This is a genomic window from Nonomuraea sp. NPDC052116 (assembly GCF_040680035.1).
Taxonomy (GTDB): Bacteria; Actinomycetota; Actinomycetes; order Streptosporangiales; family Streptosporangiaceae; genus Nonomuraea; species Nonomuraea angiospora_A.
In genome coordinates, this window is record NZ_JBFAWA010000007.1 from 159,642 (window position 1) to 173,190 (window position 13,549).

At 71.4% G+C, this 13,549-nt stretch carries 12 protein-coding genes; 10 read left to right on the top strand and 2 right to left on the bottom strand.

Annotated elements, in window-relative coordinates; translation table 11 throughout:
* The first annotated feature begins 15 nt into the window (after window positions 1-15).
* The 10 genes from AB0L65_RS15505 to AB0L65_RS15550 all read left to right on the top strand — a co-directional run bounded on the left by AB0L65_RS15505 (window position 16) and on the right by AB0L65_RS15550 (window position 11,504).
* Window positions 16-1,491, top strand: coding sequence for an APC family permease (locus AB0L65_RS15505; protein WP_364245194.1), 1,476 nt, complete (start codon window positions 16-18; stop codon window positions 1,489-1,491).
* A 22-nt stretch (window positions 1,492-1,513) separates the two neighbouring features.
* Complete coding sequence (locus tag AB0L65_RS15510; RefSeq protein ID WP_364245197.1) at window positions 1,514-2,107, top strand: GNAT family N-acetyltransferase; 594 nt, start codon at window positions 1,514-1,516, stop codon at window positions 2,105-2,107.
* A 96-nt stretch (window positions 2,108-2,203) separates the two neighbouring features.
* A complete protein-coding gene (locus AB0L65_RS15515; RefSeq protein ID WP_364245199.1) occupies window positions 2,204-4,714 on the top strand; it encodes a glycoside hydrolase family 9 protein in 2,511 nt (836 codons plus the stop codon).
* A gap of 77 nt (window positions 4,715-4,791) precedes the next feature.
* Entirely contained in the window at window positions 4,792-5,112 is a 321-nt protein-coding gene (locus tag AB0L65_RS15520; RefSeq protein ID WP_350723555.1) for a PadR family transcriptional regulator, read from the top strand.
* 20 nt (window positions 5,113-5,132) lie between these two features.
* Window positions 5,133-6,020, top strand: coding sequence for a hypothetical protein (locus AB0L65_RS15525; protein ID WP_364245202.1), 888 nt, complete (start codon window positions 5,133-5,135; stop codon window positions 6,018-6,020).
* Window positions 6,021-6,054: 34 nt separating this feature from the next.
* Entirely contained in the window at window positions 6,055-6,954 is a 900-nt protein-coding gene (locus AB0L65_RS15530) for a hypothetical protein (RefSeq protein WP_364245205.1), read from the top strand.
* A 28-nt stretch (window positions 6,955-6,982) separates the two neighbouring features.
* Window positions 6,983-7,870: a hypothetical protein gene (locus AB0L65_RS15535; RefSeq protein WP_364245208.1), complete on the top strand. Its 888-nt coding sequence runs from the start codon at window positions 6,983-6,985 to the stop codon at window positions 7,868-7,870.
* A 7-nt stretch (window positions 7,871-7,877) separates the two neighbouring features.
* Window positions 7,878-9,587, top strand: coding sequence for a peptidoglycan-binding protein (locus tag AB0L65_RS15540; protein ID WP_364245210.1), 1,710 nt, complete (start codon window positions 7,878-7,880; stop codon window positions 9,585-9,587).
* Window positions 9,580-10,326 carry an ABC transporter ATP-binding protein gene (locus tag AB0L65_RS15545; RefSeq protein WP_364245213.1) on the top strand — a complete coding sequence of 249 codons (747 nt, stop codon included), beginning with the start codon at window positions 9,580-9,582 and terminating at the stop codon, window positions 10,324-10,326. The genes AB0L65_RS15540 and AB0L65_RS15545 overlap by 8 nt, the downstream gene beginning before the upstream one ends.
* Window positions 10,326-11,504: an ABC transporter permease gene (locus AB0L65_RS15550; RefSeq protein WP_364245216.1), complete on the top strand. Its 1,179-nt coding sequence runs from the start codon at window positions 10,326-10,328 to the stop codon at window positions 11,502-11,504. The genes AB0L65_RS15545 and AB0L65_RS15550 overlap by 1 nt, the downstream gene beginning before the upstream one ends.
* Here the strand turns inward: AB0L65_RS15550 and AB0L65_RS15555 are convergent.
* The gene (locus AB0L65_RS15555; protein ID WP_364245218.1) at window positions 11,497-12,912 is read right to left on the bottom strand and encodes an aspartate aminotransferase family protein; all 1,416 of its coding nucleotides are present in this window, start codon (window positions 12,910-12,912) and stop codon (window positions 11,497-11,499) included. The genes AB0L65_RS15550 and AB0L65_RS15555 overlap by 8 nt on opposite strands.
* Window positions 12,909-13,544: a TetR/AcrR family transcriptional regulator gene (locus AB0L65_RS15560; RefSeq protein WP_364245221.1), complete on the bottom strand. Its 636-nt coding sequence runs from the start codon at window positions 13,542-13,544 to the stop codon at window positions 12,909-12,911. Before AB0L65_RS15560 ends, AB0L65_RS15555 begins: the two co-directional genes overlap by 4 nt.
* Between the last annotated feature and the right edge of the window lie 5 nt (window positions 13,545-13,549).

Consider the following 13,549-nt stretch of genomic DNA (forward strand, 5'->3'; position numbering starts at 1 on the left):
CCCCGGAGGAATCCGATGCTTCCCGTGAAGTCCGGGCCCGACCTCGTCGCCGGCGCGCTCGCCGCCGACCGGCTCGGCGCGCCCTCGGTCGTCTACTTCGTGCTCTCCGCCGCGGCGCCGCTCACCGTCGTGGCGGGCGTGGTCACCACCGCGTACGCGGTCACCGGGATCACCGGGCTGCCCATCGCGTTCCTGGTGGTCGGGGTGGTGCTGGCGGTCTTCGCGGTCGGGTACGTGGCGATGGCCCGCCACATGGCCAACGCCGGCGCGTTCTACACCTACATCAGCCGCGGCCTGGGCCGGCCCGCGGGCATCGCGGCGGCCTGGGTGGCGCTCATCGCGTACAACGCGCTGCAGGTGGGCCTGTACGGCGCGTTCGGGACGGCGGCCACGCCGCTGCTGGAGCGCTGGCTGGGCCTCACACCGCCCTGGTGGCTGGTCGCCCTGGTCGCGTGGGCGCTGGTCGCGGTCCTGGGCCTGATGCGGGTGGACGTGAACGGCCGCCTGCTGGCCGTGCTGCTGACCGCCGAGGTGGCGGTCATCCTGCTGTTCGACTTCGCGGACCTGGCCCACCCGGCGGCCTCCGGGTTCTCGATGGAGACGCTGTCGCCGGGCGGGCTGTTCGCACCCGGTGTGGGGGCGCTGCTGGTGATCGCGACGCTGGGGTTCGTCGGGTTCGAGTCGTCCGTGGTGTTCTCGGAGGAGAGCCGGGAGCCGCGCCGTACGGTCCCGCTGGCCACCTACTCTGCCGTGGCGATCATCGCGGCCGTGTACGCGCTGTCGTCATGGGCGATGACGGTCGCCACCGGGCCCGCCAACATCGTGGCCGTCGCGAACCGCGACCAGGCCGACACCATCTTCAAGCTGGCCGGGGCGCACCTGGGCGACGCGGTGGTGGACATCGCCAGGGTGCTCTTCGTGACCAGCCTGTTCGCGGCGATGATCTCGTTCCACAACACCACCGCCCGCTACTTCTTCGCGCTCGGGCGCGAGCGGGTGCTGCCGGCCGTCTTCGGCCGGACGAGGGCGCGCAGCGGAGCGCCCAAGGCGGGCTCGATCGCCCAGAGCGTGTTCGGGCTGGCGGTCATCCTGGTCTATGCGGCGCTCGGGCTCGACCCGCTGGTGCAGCTGTTCTTCTACGGCGGCTCGTTCGGCGGGTTCGGGGTGCTGCTGCTGATCTTCGTGACGTCCGTCGCGGTGATCGTCTTCTTCGTCAGGGAGCCGGGCGGGGAGACGCTCGCGCGCCGGGTGATCGCTCCGGTGCCCGCCGCGCTCGCGCTGGCCGTGATGGTCTGGCTGGCGGTGACGAACTTCGCGGCACTGCTCAACGTACCCGAGAGTGATCCGTTGACCTGGATTCTGCCCGGTGTTTACGGGGTAGCTGCGGTAATTGGGGTGATTTGGGCGTTCATCCTGCGTACCGGACAACCCGCCGTTTACTCACTGGTCGGGATGGGCGCCAAGGCGGCGACCGCCCAGGACGGCATCTGACAGAACGAGAGGAGCCTGGGCGATGAAACAGCAGACGTGGGCGATGCGGCCGGTCATCCGTCACGCGACGGCGGACGATGCGGGACGGGTGGCGGAGCTCATCGCGACCGCGTTCTCCGGGCTGAGGGCGGTGCACTACCTCGTGCCGGATCGCAGGGAGCGGCACCGGGTCATGACCGCCAACTTCCGGATCCTCGTCGACCACGCCGTCGAGCACGGGGAGATCCACCTCATCGACGACGGGCCCGCGGTGGCGGTCTGGTTCCCGCGCACCGCGCCGCTGCCCGAGCCGCCCGACTACGACCGCCGCCTGGCCGAGACGACGGGCGAATGGGTCGAGCGCTTCCGCGTGCTCGACGAGTTGTTCGAGGCGAACCATCCGGCGGAGCCGTACCACCATCTGGCCTTCCTGGCGGTCCACCCGGACCGCCAGAACGAGGGGCTCGGGTCGGCGCTGCTGCGCTACCAGCACGCCCGGCTGGGCGACGTGCCCGCGTACCTGGAGGCCAGCGACCCGCGCAACCGCGACCTGTACGCGCGCCACGGCTACCGGCAGAGCGAGCCGTTCGCGCTGCCGGACGGGACGCTGTTCTGGCCGATGCGCCGCCCCGCCTGAAAGTTTCACAGTTTCCGCAGGCCGTTGACGGGACGGCGACGGGAAAGGAGGATCGGAGGGCTCCGATTGGGAGCGCTCCCAACCCTGAGGACCTCCATGACCCGAAGCCGGGCCGCCTTACTGGCCCTCCTCACCATGGTCGCCCTGTCCCCCGCCACGACGGCACTGGCGGACGAGGGACCCGAGCAGATCGTGAACGGCACCTTCGACTCCGGCACCGCCCCCTGGTGGAGCACCGGCAACACCACCCTCGCCATAGACGAGGGCCGGCTCTGCGCCGACATCCCCGGCGGCACCGCCAACCCGTGGGACGTGATCATCGGCCAGAACGACCTCCCGCTGGTGGCGGGCGACACGTACGCGTACCGGTTCAGCGCCTCGGCGACCCCCGCCAAGGTCGGCAAGGCGCTGATCCAGCTCCCGGTGGACCCGTGGACGCAGTACCTGTCGGCGAACCCGGAGCTGAGCGTCTCGGGCAACGACCACTCCTACACGTTCACCGCCCCCGTGTCGCTGCCGAACTCCCAGGTCGTCTTCCAACTGGGCGGCAGCGCCGAGCCATGGAGGTTCTGCATGGACAACGTGTCGCTCAAAGGCGGCGCCGAACCCGAGGTGTACGAGCCCGACACGGGCCCGCGCGTCCGCGTGAACATGGTCGGCTACCTCCCCCAGGGCCCCAAGAACGCCACCGTGGTCACCGCCGCGACCACGGCCCTGGACTGGGAGCTCAAGAACGCCGACAAGCAGACGGTCGCCAAGGGCCGGACCACCCCCAGAGGCGTGGACGCCAGCTCCGGCCAGAACGTGCACACGCTCGACTTCGGCTCCTACCGCAAACCCGGCAAGGACTACACGCTGACGGCCGACGGCGAGACGAGCCGGCCGTTCGACATCGCCGCGGACATCTACGACCAGCTCCCCACGGACGCGCTGAAGTTCTACTACACGCAGCGCAGCGGCATCGAGATCCTCGACAGCCTCAGGCCCGGCTACGCCCGGCCCGCCGGGCACGCCGGCGTCGCGCCGAACCAGGGCGACGTGAGCGTCCCCTGCCAGCCCGGCGTCTGCGACTACTCCCTCGACGTCAAGGGCGGCTGGTACGACGCCGGCGACCACGGCAAGTACGTCGTCAACGGCGGCATCTCGGTCCACCAGCTCATGGCCGCGTACGAGCGGGACAGGGCGGCCTTCAAGGACGGCCAGCTCGCCATCCCGGAGAGCGGCAACGGCCGGCCGGACATCCTGGACGAGGCCCGCTGGGAGCAGGAGTTCCTGCTGAGCATGCAGGTGCCGGAGGGCAAGCCGTTCGCGGGCATGGCCCACCACAAGATCCACGACCGGAGCTGGACGGGCCTGCCGCTGCTGCCGCACCTGGACCCGCAGCCGCGCGAGCTGCACCCCACCTCCACGGCCGCCACGCTCAACCTCGCGGCCACGGCGGCCCAGGCGGCCAGGCTGTTCGCCCCGTACGACCCGGCGTTCGCGGCCAGGAACCTCAAGGCCGCCCGCAGGGCGTGGGCCGCGGCCAAGGCCAACCCGGCCAGGTACGCCGACCCGAACGACGGCACCGGCGGCGGCGCCTACAACGACGCCGACGTGAGCGACGAGTTCTACTGGGCGGCGGCGGAGCTGTTCATCACGACGGGCGAGAAGGAGTTCAAGGACTTCGTGCTGGCCTCGCCGCACCACACGGGCGACATCTGGCGTGACCGGGGCTTCGACTGGGGCAACACCGCCCAGCTCGGCCGCCTCGACCTGGCCACGGTGCCCAACGCGCTCCCCGACCGGGCGCGGGTGCGGCAGTCCGTGGTCGAGGGGGCCGAGAAGTATCTGGCGGTCCAGCGGGCGCACCCGTACGGGCTGCCGTACAACCCGCCGGACTTCGACTGGGGCTCGAACAACCTGGTGCTGAACAACCTGGTCGTCCTGGCCACGGCGTACGACCTGACCGGCCATGAGAAGTACCGGGCGGCCGTGCGCGAGGGCATGGACTACATCCTCGGCCGCAACGCGCTCAACCAGTCGTACGTGACCGGCTACGGCGAGGTGGCCTCGCACAACCAGCACAGCCGCTGGTACTCCCACCAGCTCGACCCGGCGCTGCCCAACCCGCCGCGCGGCACGCTGGCCGGCGGCCCGAACTCCGGCATCCAGGACCCGCTCGCGCAGCGACTCCTGAAGGGCTGCAAGCCGCAGTTCTGCTACATCGACGACATCGAGTCGTGGGCGACGAACGAGCTGACCATCAACTGGAACTCCCCGCTGGCCTGGGTCTCCGCGTTCCTGGCCGACAAGAGCGGGCGGTCCGACTGCCGGGTGCGCTACACGGCGCACGGCTCGGGCCAGTTCACCGGCCAGATCGTGGTCGAGAACACCGGCAGGCAGACCGTGGACGGCTGGACCCTGCGCTGGTCCTTCCCCGGCGGCCAGCGCGTCCGGCAGGACTGGGGCGCGGCGCTGTCGCAGTCCGGCTCGGTGGTGACGGCCACGAGCTCCGGCAGGATCAAGCCGGGCAGGTCCGTGACGTTCGGCTTCGTGGCCACGAACCCCTCGGGCCCCAACCCGTCCCCTGAGGTCTTCCACCTGAACGGCGAGCGCTGCGGATGACCCCGCCCGTCCGGCGGCCTCTCCGCGAGAGGCCGCCGGACGTTGCGGACGCTCCGTTGAACGGAATAATCTGGGCCATGCCCAGGGGAACCTCAGAAGTCAGCGAGCCGATGTTCTTCGTGCTCGCCGCCCTACGCGCCGGCCCGCTGCACGGCCACGCGATCAGCAAGTCGATCAAAGAGCTGTCGAGCGGCCGGGTCCAGCCGTCGGTCGGCACCCTCTACGGCATCCTGGAGCGCCTGAACGAGCGCGGCGTGATCACCGTGGACCGGGAGGAGACGGTCAACGGCCGGAACAGGCGCTACTTCCGGATCACCGACGAGGGACGGACCCTGGTCGAGGCCGAGGCCAGGCGCATGCAGGAGGCCGCCTCCCTCGTGCTGCGCCCGATCACATGACCGCCACCATGCCCCAGCCCATGACGTCCCTCGAACGGCGCTACCGCCGGTTACTGCGGGCATACCCGAGGCAGTATCGCGCGGCGCACGGCGACGAGCTGGTCGACGTCCTGCTGGAGTCGGCCGGCCCCGGCAGGAACGTCCCGGTGCCCAAGGAGGCGTGGGGCCTGCTGGTGGGCGGCGTGCGCAGCCGCATCGTCCACCTGGCGACGGGCAGCGCGTGGGAGGACGGCCTGCACCTGGGCATCACGGCCGTGGCCGCCGCGAACCTGGCGGCGCTGCTCCCCTACGCGGGCGCGGTGCCGCTGTGGACGCTGCTGTCGGCGCTCGCGCTGCTGGCCGTCCTGCGCGGACGGCTGACGGTGGCGTTCCCGCTCACGCTCGTCGCGGGCGTGAAGGCGGTCGCGGTCGCGGGCGGCTGGCAGATGTTCGAGCCGACGCTGATGCCGGTGTACCCGTCGGTCCTCACCGGGCGTGCCCTGTTCCAGGACAGCAGCCCCTTCGCCGTGGCCTTCGGGTACGCGGTGGTGCTGCTCGGGCTGCTGGTGCTCATGTCGAGAAGGCGGGAGACGCCGCGGATCCGGTCATGGTGGTGGCCGGCGGCCGTGGTGGCCGTCGCGTGGGCGGGTCCCTCATGGATGGAGGAGGGCAGCTGGTACCCGCTCAGCCTGAGCCGGCTGGCGACGGAGGCGGCGGCGTTCGGGCTGGCCGTAGCGGGCTGCTACCTGGCGCGCGACCACCGGTGGGCGCTCGCGTCGGGCATCTACCTGCTGGTGAGATCGATCGAGCTGTCCATGAACGCCGATTCCCTGACCAGGCAGCACCTGGCCTACTGGGGCGTGCTGGCCGTGCTGGCCCTCGGGGCCGCCTCCGTGCCGTTCCGGAGGCGGCGGCACTGTCTGGATTGACCATGCTCCGTTAAACGGAGTATGGTCTTCCGCCATGACGAGGAAGACGCTGCCTACCGCGCTGCTCGCCCTGGCCGTCCTCTGCGGCTGCGGGGGCGCCGCAGAGACCGCCGCCCCGCCCTCCCCCAGCGCGGCGGCGGCGGCCAAGGACAAGAAGCACCAGCTCGAAGCGGCCAAGGCCGACTGCATGAAGCAGAAGGGCTTCAAGTACGTCGCGTGGGTGAAGCCGGAGCAGCCCCAGAGCGACGAGGACCGCCGCCGGGACGCGGGCGACTACCAGGCCATGCGGAAATATCGCGAAAAATACGGCTTCGAGGTCTTCGCCGAGTTCGTCTACCCCAAGGAGATGAACGCCCCGGCGGCCCAGAGAGAAAGCCCCAATCAAGATCCGAACATGAAGGTCCAAGAGGCGCTCTCCGAGGCTCAACTGAGCGCCTACCACAAGGCCAAGGACGCCTGCATGGTCACGGCGGGCAAGCAGGTCCTCGGCGTGACCCTGAAGTCGAACCTCGACTACTACAACCAGATAGCCCTCACCAGGAAGCGCGCGACGGCCGCCACGCTCGACAGCGACCCCAAGCTGGTGGAGCTGGCCGGGGCCATGGCCACCTGCCTGAAGGGCAAGGGCTACGCCGTCACCGACACCGGGCCGACGGCCATGGCCAAGCGTGGCCAGGACGCGTTCTACAAGGAGCAGGACAAGGTGGGCCGGGAGCAGGACGACACCGTGCCCGATGTCGCGCCTCCGGCGAAGAAGGGCGAGAACCAGCCGATCAACGTGCCGTCGCTCACCGCCGAGCAGGCCAAGCCATATCTGGCCAAGGAGATCAAGGCGGCGCTCGACGACCTGGAGTGCGGCAAGGACTTCTACCCGGTCTTCACTCCACGCAAGTCGGCGATCGACGCGCAGGTCAGGGCCCAGTTCGCCTACTGACACCCAGGATCGGAGGACGGACTTCGCCATGCTCACCAGATTCACCGTGACCGCCACCGCCCTGCTGGCCCTGGCCGCGCTCTCCGGCTGCGGGGGCGCCGCCGAGAGCGCCGCGCCCTCTGCCAGCTCGACCGCCGAGGACAAGGAGGTTCAGCTCGAAGCGGCCAAAGCGGACTGCATGAAGCAGAAGGGCTTCAAGTACGTCGCGTACGTGACGCCGCACAAGCCTGGCACCGAGGACGACAAGAGCCGCGCTTCTGGCAACTACCAGGCGATGCGGAAATATCGCGAAAAATACGGCTTCGGGGTCTTCGCCGAGTACATCTACCCCGACACCTTCAACACCCAGGCCGGCAGCCCCGAGAGCAACCCGAACGGGAAGATCCAGTCGGCGCTCTCCAAGGCGCAGCTGCAGGCGTACCGGAAGGCGATGGACGCCTGCCAGGTCTCGGCGGCCAACAAGGTCCTCGGCCTGAAGCTGAAGTCGACGGAAGACTTCTACGACGCGCAGTTCAAGGCCTCCGTCCGCGCCCGCAAGGGCAAGCTGAACACCGACCCCGACCTGGTCGAGCTGGCCACCGCCATGGCCACCTGCCTGAAGGGCAAGGGCTACGCCGTCGGCGACACCGCGCCGGTCGCCATGTCCGAGCTGGGGCAGAAGACGTGGCTCGGCAACGAGGACAAGCTGGGCCGCGAGCAGCTGGACGACGTGCCCGACGTGGCTCCTCCCGCCAAGGACGACAAGGTGCCGATGTACTACGCGCCGACGCTCACTCCCGAGCAGGCCAAGCCCTATCTGGCCAAGGAGATCAAGGCGGCGCTCGACGACCTGGAGTGCGGCAAGGACTTCTACCCTGCGTTCCTGCCGAAGGAGCAGGCGGTCCAGGGGCAGGTCAGCGCCCAGTTCGGCATGTGACCACGGCATGAAGTCACCGCGCAAGCTCCTCGCCGGCACCGTCGCCGGAGTTGTGATCATCGCGGGCGCCGGCTGGGCCGTGGGCTCCCGGCTGCGCTCCCCCGCCGACGAGGCGGCCCGCCGCGCCGCGCCACGGGCCTCGCTCGTCACCGCCGCCGTCGAGCGCCGCAAGCTCGTCAGCACCGTCGTGGTCAGCGGCACGCTGGAGTACGGCTCGCCCCTGCCGGTCAGCCTCGCCGGGGCCGTCGGCGGCACGGCCGAGCAGCAGCGGGCCACCCGGGCGCCGCGCCAGGGCCGGCTCGCGGAGGGCTCGGTCTTCCTGGAGGTCAACGGCCGCCCGGTGTTCGCGCTGCGCGGGTCCGTGCCGATGCACCGCACGATCGCCCCCGGCAGCAAGGGGGACGACGTCAAGCAGCTCCAGCGGGCGCTGCGCAGGCTGGGGTACGGCGGTCCCGTCTCCGGCGTGTTCGACCAGGCCACGATCGCCGCCGTCACCCGCATGTACACGAAGAAGGGGTACGAGGCGCAGCAGCCGACGCTGACCGACCGGCAGTCGTACGACACGCTGCGCAAGGCCGTACAGACCGCCCAGGAGACCCTCGCCGCCGAGAAGAAGACGCTGGACCAGGGGCGCGACGTGCTGCCGCTCAAGATGAGGCTGACCAACGCCAAGGCGGACCTGAAGACGGCCGAGCGCGCCCTCCAGGAGGCCGAGGCCCGGGAGGTGACGCCGGAGGACGAGACCAGGACGGCGGCGGCCGAGGCGGCCGTGCGCGCGGCGCAGGAGAAGCTGGCCGAGGCCGAGCAGGCGCTGGCCGAGGCCAGGAAACAGCCCACGCCGGCGGCCACCGCCACCCCCCAGCCCACGGCCTCCACCGACACGAGCCTGCTGGAGCTGCGGGTCCAGAACGCCCAGGCCGACCTGGCGGCGGCCCTGGAGGCGCGCGAGCGGGTCGCGGAGGAGGCGCGGCAGGCCAGGGAGAAGAGCCTGGTGGAGCTGCGCAAGGCCGTACGGACCGCGAAGGAGGCCAAGGCCACCGCCGAGCAGGCGCTGCGCCAGGCCAGGCAGCTCTCCCCGACCAGGCTCAAGGTGACCAACGCCGGTAAGGACGTGGCGGCGGCCAAGGGGATGCTGGCCGAGTTCGCGCGTACGTACGGGACCTCCGTCCCGCCCGGCGAGGTGGTGTTCCTGCCGAAGCTGCCCGCCCGGGTGCGCAAGGTCTCGGTCAAGCAGGGGCAGCAGGTCGAAAAGGAGGTCGCCACGGTGACCAGTTCGGCGTTCACGGTGACGGGGGCGGTGGAGGCGACGGAGGCCGAGCTGCTGCGCACGGGCATGGAGGCGGCCATCGAGCTCGACACGGGCAAGACGTACAAGGCGCGCCTCACCGCGGTCGGCGACCAGGCCAAGGTGCCCGGCGCCGAGGAGGCCAAGGACGGGTCGGAGCCCGTCCTGATCACGCCCGCCTCGATGAAGGGGCTCAAGCCGGGGACGGCGGTGACCGCGCGGGTGACGGTGGGGGCCACCAAGGAGCCGGTGCTGGTCGTGCCGGTGGCGGCGGTGATCACGGGGGCCGACGGGAGGGCCCGGGTGCGGGTCGAGTACGCCACGGACCAGACCAGGGACGTCGAGGTGCGTACGGGCCTGACCGCCGACGGGAACGTCCAGGTCGCCGGCGCGATCGAGGAGGGCGACCGGGTGGTGGTCAGCGGTGCCTGAGCCGGTGATCTCGCTGGCGGAGGTCAGCAGGGAGTTCGCCGCCGAACCGCCGGTCCGGGCGCTCGACCGCGTCACGCTCCGGGTGGACAGGGGCGACTACCTGGCCATCGTCGGCCCGTCGGGCTCGGGCAAGTCGACCCTCCTGAACGTGCTCGGCCTGCTCGACCGCCCCAGCTCCGGCAGCTACCGCCTCGACGGCACGGAGACCACCACCCTGCGCGACGGGGCCAGGACCAGGTTGCGCGGCGACCGGATCGGCTTCGTCTTCCAGTCCTTCCACCTGCTCTCCCACCGCAGCGTGGTCGAGAACGTCATGCTCGCCGAAATTTATCGGAGCAGAGGAGCTCGGAGGGAGAGAGCGAAGCCAACGAGCTCCGAAGCGGCTGCGACCATCAACGCAGCCAGGCAGGCGCGTAGAGGCAGGCGGGAGCGGGCCCTGGCGGCGTTGGAACGGGTCGGCCTCGGCCACCGGACCGGGTTCGCGCCCGACCGGCTGTCCGGGGGCGAGCGCCAGCGTACGGCCATCGCCAGGGCCCTCATGGGCGAGCCGTCCCTGCTGCTGTGCGACGAGCCCACGGGCAACCTCGACAGCCGCAACACCGAATCGGTGCTCGGCCTGTTCGACGAGCTGCGGGGGCAGGGGATGACGCTCGTGGTCATCACCCACGAGCAGGAGGTCAGCAAGCGGGCCGGGCGCCGGGTGCGGATCACCGACGGCGTGCTGGTGGAGGAGGAGTGATGCACGTACGCGACCTGTTCGGGGAGGCCGTGGCCGGCATGCTCGCCCGGCCGGTGCGCTCGGCGCTCACCACGCTCGGGACCGTGCTCGGCATCACCACGCTGGTCATCACGCTCGGCGTGGCCGCCACCGCGGGCAACCAGATCGTCGGCCGGTTCGACGCGCTGGTGGCCACGGCCATCACGGTGGAGGTGCCGGAGTCGCCGAACACGCCGCTCGTGGAGTGGGACTCGATCGACCGGCTGACCAGGCTGCGCGGCGTCGAGTCCGCCGCCGCGCTGGCCGAGTCGGAGGACAGCGCGAACCTGTCCGTGCGCTCCAACGACATCGTGGACCCCACCAGGGTCACCGCCCAGTCGTTGACCGTGCTGGCCGCGACGACCGGGCTGCCCGAGGCGGCGCGCGGCAGGATGGTGCAGGGCAGGTTCTACGACCGAGGGCACATCGAGCGGCGCGACCGAGTGGCGGTGATCGGCGACCAGGCGGCCAAGCTGCTCGGCGTCGGCCGCCTCGACCGGGCGCCGGCCATCTTCATCGGCAAGCACGCGTACACGGTCATCGGCATCCTGGGCGACCTGCGCCGCGAGCGGAACCTGAGCACCGCCGTGTTCGTGCCGCCCACGGTGGGCAGGCAGTTCGGGCTGCGGAACGTCACCAGGGTGCTGGTCAACACGAGCCTGGGCGCGGCGGACCTGGTGGCCCGGCAGGCGCCCACCGCGCTCAGCCCGGGGAACGGCGACATGCTGCAGGTGATGGCCCCGCCCAGCCCCACCAGGGCACGTGACCAGGCGCAGGACGACGTCAACGCGCTCTTCCTGATCCTCGGCCTGGTCTCGCTCGTGGTCGGCGCGGTCGGCATCGCGAACGTCACGCTCGTCACCGTGATGGAACGCGTGCCGGAGATCGGCCTGCGCCGCTCGCTCGGGGCGGCCAGGCGGCACATCGCCGCGCAGTTCCTGCTGGAGTCGACGCTGACCGGCCTCGCGGGCGGCGTGATCGGCGCCAGCCTGGGCGTCGTCACGGTCGTCGCGGTGTCGGCCGCCAAGCAGTGGACGCCGCTGCTGGACGTGCGCCTCGCGGTCGCGGCGCCGGTGGCCGGAGCCCTGGTGGGCCTGCTGGCCGGGCTGTACCCGGCGCTGCGGGCGGCCAGGATGGAGCCGGTGGATGCGCTCAGGTAGCGTAGACGGCCGACAGGAACCGGACGAGCACCGCCTCCCTGGCGGCCGCGGGCAGCGCGTCCAGGATGGCGTTGACCGTCGCCATCTCCGGCTGCCCCGCCTCCGGCCGCAGGTCCGCCCCCACGGAGGAGGCCAGCTCGGCGAAGTCCGCCTCACCGAGCGTTTCCAGGTCCGTGGCCGCCACCAGCTCGACCAGCCCGTCGGGCAGCACGACCGGCCCCCGCTCCCGGGCGGCCTCGGCCGACTCGGCGATCACCTTCAGCAGGTCCTCGACCCCCGCGAGCGTCACCCCGGTGACCGTGATGTGCAGGTTGGCCGGGATCCCGGCGTACGAGAGCTGCGGCTGCAGGAACCAGCCACGCTCCCGCGCCTCGTCCGCCAGCACGAACACGTCGATCCCGTCCCCGGCGAACGCCACCAGCGACGACTCCGGCTCGCCGAGCACCCGCAGCCCGGGGATCCGCGCGAGCCCTTCGCGCAGCTTGACCGTCGCCTCCAGGGTCGCCCGGCCCAGCTCCAGGTAGCCCTCCGTGCCCAGCGCCCGCAACGTGGCCCAGGCGCCGCCGAGCGGCCCGGCGGACCTGGAGCTCTGCACGGTCGCGTTGACGATCGTGTAGCCGGGCCACGCGGCGGAGGCGAAGTACGCCTTGCGCCGCATCGCGGGATCGGCGAAGAGCACGACCGAGGCGCCCTTGGGGGCGTACCCGAACTTGTGCAGGTCGCACGAGAGCGACGTGACGCCCGGCACGGACAGGTCGAACGGCGGCACCGTCGCACCCGCCGCGCGCAGCCACGGCAGCAGCCACCCGCCGACGCAGGCGTCCACGTGGCACGGCACGCCCGCCGCCGCGGCCACGACGGCGACCTCCTCGACCGGGTCGACCACCCCTTGGGGGTAGGAGGGCGCGGAGGCGACGACCATGATCGTGTTCTCGTCGATCGCGTCCGCCACGTCCCGCGCCCGCACCTTGTACGTCTCCAGGTCCACCGGCACGGCCACGACCTCGACGCCGAGATAGTGCGCCGCCTTGTGGAAGGCGGGGTGGGCGCTGACGGCGAGCACCAGGTTCGGGCGGGCCCTGCGCGCGGCGTCACGCGCGGCCTTGACCGCCAGCATGATCGACTCGGTGCCGCCGCTGGTGAAGATGCCGTGGCCGCCGCCGAGCAGGTCCGCGACCGCGCCGACGACCTGCCGCTCCATCTCGACCACGCTGGGGAACGCGGTCGGGTCGAGGCAGTTCACCTCCAGCATCTCGAAGTACGCCCGCGCCGCCGCCTCGTGGACCTCGGCCCGGCCGGTGTCGTAGACGTACGCCGTCACCTGGCCGCCGCGCACGGGTAAGTCGTGTGATCTCAGCCTGGCCAGCTCGTCCAGCAGCTCTTCGGTGCTCCTCGCCGCGGGGTTCACGTGGGCTCCTTCGTGCGGGGGTCGCCGGGCAGGCCGAGCGTGCGGTGGACGCTCAGGTGCAGGTGGGAGCGGAAGCGGCGCAGGGCGGCCCGGTCGCCGGCGGCCCTGCGGCGGCCCTCCGCGTCCAGCACGCCTCCCTTGGCGAACCCGTGCACGGACCAGATGACCATCCACATCGCGTACTCGAGATCGACCTTCTCGTCGATCAGCCCGCCCTCGACCGCGGGCCGGACGGCGGCGGTCACCGAGGCCATCAGCGGCTGCACGTACTCGCGCTCCAGCTCGGTGATGTCACTGGCGTCGGAGAGCCAGCGGTGCATCCACAGGGCGGGCACCTCGGGGTTGTCCACGCAGAAGTCGAGGTAGTCGTCCAGCAGCCGGTGGACGGCCGCGACGAGGTCGTCACCGGGCAGCCGGGCGAACGCCAGGTCCAGGGCCGCCTTCTCCGCCCGGTGTGCGCGCTCCATGACGGCCAGGTACAGCTCGCGCTTGCCACCGACGTGGTAGTTGACGGTGGCGATGTTCATCCCCGCGGCCTCGGCGATCTGGCGTGTGGAGGTGCCGTCGAAGCCTCGCGCGGCGAACAGCTGTGTCGCGACCTTGAGGATCAGGTTGACCGGTCCGCTGTCCATGCGGC

Bases quoted from the DNA above. Each gene is read 5' to 3' on its own strand.
- AB0L65_RS15505 (WP_364245194.1), top strand. From the start codon at position 16: ATGCTTCCCGTGAAGTCCGGGCCCGACCTCGTCGCCGGCGCGCTCGCC.
- AB0L65_RS15510 (WP_364245197.1), top strand. From the start codon at position 1,514: ATGAAACAGCAGACGTGGGCGATGCGGCCGGTCATCCGTCACGCGACG.
- AB0L65_RS15515 (WP_364245199.1), top strand. From the start codon at position 2,204: ATGACCCGAAGCCGGGCCGCCTTACTGGCCCTCCTCACCATGGTCGCC.
- AB0L65_RS15520 (WP_350723555.1), top strand. From the start codon at position 4,792: ATGCCCAGGGGAACCTCAGAAGTCAGCGAGCCGATGTTCTTCGTGCTC.
- AB0L65_RS15525 (WP_364245202.1), top strand. From the start codon at position 5,133: ATGACGTCCCTCGAACGGCGCTACCGCCGGTTACTGCGGGCATACCCG.
- AB0L65_RS15530 (WP_364245205.1), top strand. From the start codon at position 6,055: ATGACGAGGAAGACGCTGCCTACCGCGCTGCTCGCCCTGGCCGTCCTC.
- AB0L65_RS15535 (WP_364245208.1), top strand. From the start codon at position 6,983: ATGCTCACCAGATTCACCGTGACCGCCACCGCCCTGCTGGCCCTGGCC.
- AB0L65_RS15540 (WP_364245210.1), top strand. From the start codon at position 7,878: ATGAAGTCACCGCGCAAGCTCCTCGCCGGCACCGTCGCCGGAGTTGTG.
- AB0L65_RS15550 (WP_364245216.1), top strand. From the start codon at position 10,326: ATGCACGTACGCGACCTGTTCGGGGAGGCCGTGGCCGGCATGCTCGCC.
- AB0L65_RS15560 (WP_364245221.1), bottom strand. From the start codon at position 13,544: ATGGACAGCGGACCGGTCAACCTGATCCTCAAGGTCGCGACACAGCTG.